3 protein-coding genes are annotated in these 3,027 nt (G+C 38.4%); all 3 read right to left on the bottom strand.

The window, feature by feature from the left end:
- The coding region (locus E1176_RS03180) for an OmpA family protein (RefSeq protein WP_155209131.1) at positions 1-1,539 on the bottom strand (1,539 nt) is incomplete at its 3' end.
- 6 nt (positions 1,540-1,545) lie between these two features.
- Positions 1,546-2,382, bottom strand: a complete 837-nt coding sequence (locus tag E1176_RS03185; RefSeq protein WP_155209132.1) for a universal stress protein — start codon at positions 2,380-2,382, stop codon at positions 1,546-1,548.
- Positions 2,383-2,406: 24 nt separating this feature from the next.
- Positions 2,407-3,009, bottom strand: coding sequence for a DNA-3-methyladenine glycosylase (locus E1176_RS03190; protein ID WP_155209133.1), 603 nt, complete (start codon positions 3,007-3,009; stop codon positions 2,407-2,409).
- Positions 3,010-3,027: the final 18 nt, after the last annotated feature.

Below are 3,027 nucleotides of genomic sequence, written 5' to 3' on the forward strand. Positions count from 1 at the left end.
GATTGTAAACTCTACACGCCTATTAAGCTTTCTGAGTTCGGGATCGTTATTATCTGCGATAGGTTTAGATCCACCAAATCCTTTCCCTTTTACGCGCCCTGAACTTATGCCTTTAGACACTAAATAATCTTCTACAGCTTGCACACGCTTCTTGGACAATCTTAAATTGTGCTTTGCCAAACCGCGATTATCAGTATGGCCTTCAAGACGAATTTTGAGAGATGGGTTTTCCTTCATCAAATCGACTACTAAATTTAACTCAGGATAGGAAGTATCTATAATTTCAGCCTTAGATTGCTTAAACAAAACATTTTTTAAGTTTACTCTTGCCCCTACAGCAATAGGCTGTAGCGCAAAATTCATTTGCAATTTTTTGGCAGTGGCACTTACCAGCTCGACAGATTCCTGTTGAGCTATAAACCCAGGTGCAGCCACTGTCACTACATAAGTTCCGGGAGATTTTAGTGTAGCAGTGTATAGATCCTCGTTCACATTCACTTTAATTCCGCTCAGAATTGTCTTATCTTTTTGCTTTACAGATACATCAGGTCTTACTTCCGACTCACCATCACTGGAAGTTACCGCACCATAAAGCAGTATTTCGTTTTCCGAAAGCTCCTCTTCTTTTACTTCGCTAATCGTAATGTTATCCTGAGTAACTGCTTGATTAAATAGAGTGTCTGAATCTGCTTCGGTATAAAGTTTTATATCACCGTACCCATCACTATTAACAGTAGAAGTGTAAATGGCAAAGTCATCATACTGTCGATAACCAAGCTCTCTGCCTTCGGTATTTATTTTTTCTACATTTACCGGAGTACTCCAGTCATACCAACCATCTCCTTTTCTCTGAGCAACAAAAATATCTGTGCTACCCGCTCCTCCATGTCCGTTAGATGCAAAATACAGTAGGGAATCATTATAAAACGTAGGAGTAAGCTCCTGAAATCTTGTATTTAACACATCTCCCAAATTCTTTGGCTCAGACCATTTGCCCCCCTCTTTCACCGAGATATAGAGGTCTTCAGCTCCCCTTGTATCATAACTCTCTAAAGAAAACACAATCGCCTGGCCATCATTTGAGAGACTTCCTCCAAAATACCTGGACAAATTTTTAAAATAAGGAATTGAAATATTTTTTGGCTCGCTCCATTCATTTGAGCCTATTTGAGTCGATTCTGATATGCCTTGAGTCTTAAGTAAGCTGCCTGTAGCGTAATGATTATGTAGAATAACTTTATTATCAGCAAAGCCAATTACACCATTATAGTCGTAGCTATTAACCTTTCTGGCTCGTTGAGGGGTAGTCCAACCTGTAGGACCTAATTGACTAAACCATATATCACCCTGATCACGCTCACCTCCTACATTGTTGGGATCATTGCTACGTGTGAAATAGAGTGTTTGCCCATCAGGACTTAAAATCGGATTTTGTTCATCATAAGCAGAATTAAGCTTTCTGAAGATGTTATTTTGAGCCAAACTGAGCGTATGTACCACAACCAACAAGTAGACAATCAGGCTTATTTTTTTAATCATATAGGGCTATTCGTGATGATAATCGAGCTTCAGGACAAATAACGGCTTATCAGTAGAATATGACAATGTTTTGGTTAAACTTTTATGAAAGATACTCTCAACGAAACTTCGATGTTTTCTAAATACAACCAGCATATCACTATTCTCTTCGTCCATATACTCTTGTATACCTAAACCGATATCATCCTTAAACTTCTTATTAACGAAGTTAATTTTGCTATATTGAATGAAGCTCTTCAGGTCTTCTACAAAAGCATTGTATTCTTTATCGCTATCACTAAGGTTTATATGCAACACACTGATGCGTGCATTAAAGGTGGTAGCAAATGATATCACTTCCTGAATCGCGACTTTGTCCTGTTTCATAAAATCAGAAGCATAAACAATTTTGTTAAATCCTTTGAATGACGCTTCCTGAGGCACACATAAAACAGGAATTTTTACTTCCCTAATTACTTCCTGGGTGTTACTGCCAAAGAAAACACCACTTACCTTGCTCACTCCTGTAGTACCCATTACAAGTAGGTCAAAATGGTTTTCTGAAATGATGTCTTTGAGCTTGCCATACAAATCTCCAAGCTCAAGCTGACTGGAACAGGTCACATCCTTATAATTTTCGTTTACCTGATCTGCCAGACGCTTTAGCTTTTTAGAAGCCATAGCCGTCAGCTCCTTAAAACTTTTACCTACCGTCTCTTCTTCAACTATTTTGTTGAAATCTTGCTCGGTAAAAACATGAAGCAATGTGATATGGGAGTGAAACTTCACCCCTATCTCAGCGGCATACTCAATGGCGTTTAGAGAAGTTGCCGAAAAATCTACAGGACAAATAATCTTATTCATATTATTAAATATACATGAATTATACTATTTATAACTATTATTCCCTTTACTCACATACTTACTTTCTTTAATTACATACCTCCAGGGAAGTAATGCATCTTCCTCAGCGTAAGCCACTCCTATCCTCGGTGAGGCTTCTATATCAATTACTTCTTCTCCATGATCTTCAATCCAGATATGTTCATTATTAGTAAGATCAACTTCATTTAGTGACCGATTGATCCCAAGCGCTTCTGACAGCTTACCAGGACCAGAGGCTAATTCCATCTCAGATTTTTTATTTCTTCTTTGTTGCATTACCTCTACCCCAGCCACTGGTTCTATGGCTCGTATCAGCACAGCTTCAGCTTTGCCTTCAACGTTTGTCACAACATTGAATAAGTTATGAATTCCGTAGCACAAATACACGTATGAAGTACCACCATCCATAAATAAAACTTTGGTACGATTGGTATTTCTCTCCATATAGGCATGGCAGGCCTTCTCTTTGTACGAGTAGGCTTCTGTTTCTACAATTTTACCAAGAGATAAAACTCCATCCACCTGAGTGTGTAACACCTTGCCTAGCAAATCTTTAGCTATTTGAGTTACGTCTTCCCTTCTATAAAAATCTCTACTTAGTCTCATACTTTACACTGGCTTCAA

Origin of the sequence: Fulvivirga aurantia (genome assembly GCF_009711475.1) — a bacterium.
GTDB lineage: Bacteria > Bacteroidota > Bacteroidia > Cytophagales > Cyclobacteriaceae > Fulvivirga > Fulvivirga aurantia.

What these genes read in the sequence shown, in the direction of transcription:
- E1176_RS03185 (WP_155209132.1), bottom strand. Translation starts at nt 2,382, where the DNA reads ATGAATAAGATTATTTGTCCTGTAGATTTTTCGGCAACTTCTCTAAAC.
- E1176_RS03190 (WP_155209133.1), bottom strand. Translation starts at nt 3,009, where the DNA reads ATGAGACTAAGTAGAGATTTTTATAGAAGGGAAGACGTAACTCAAATA.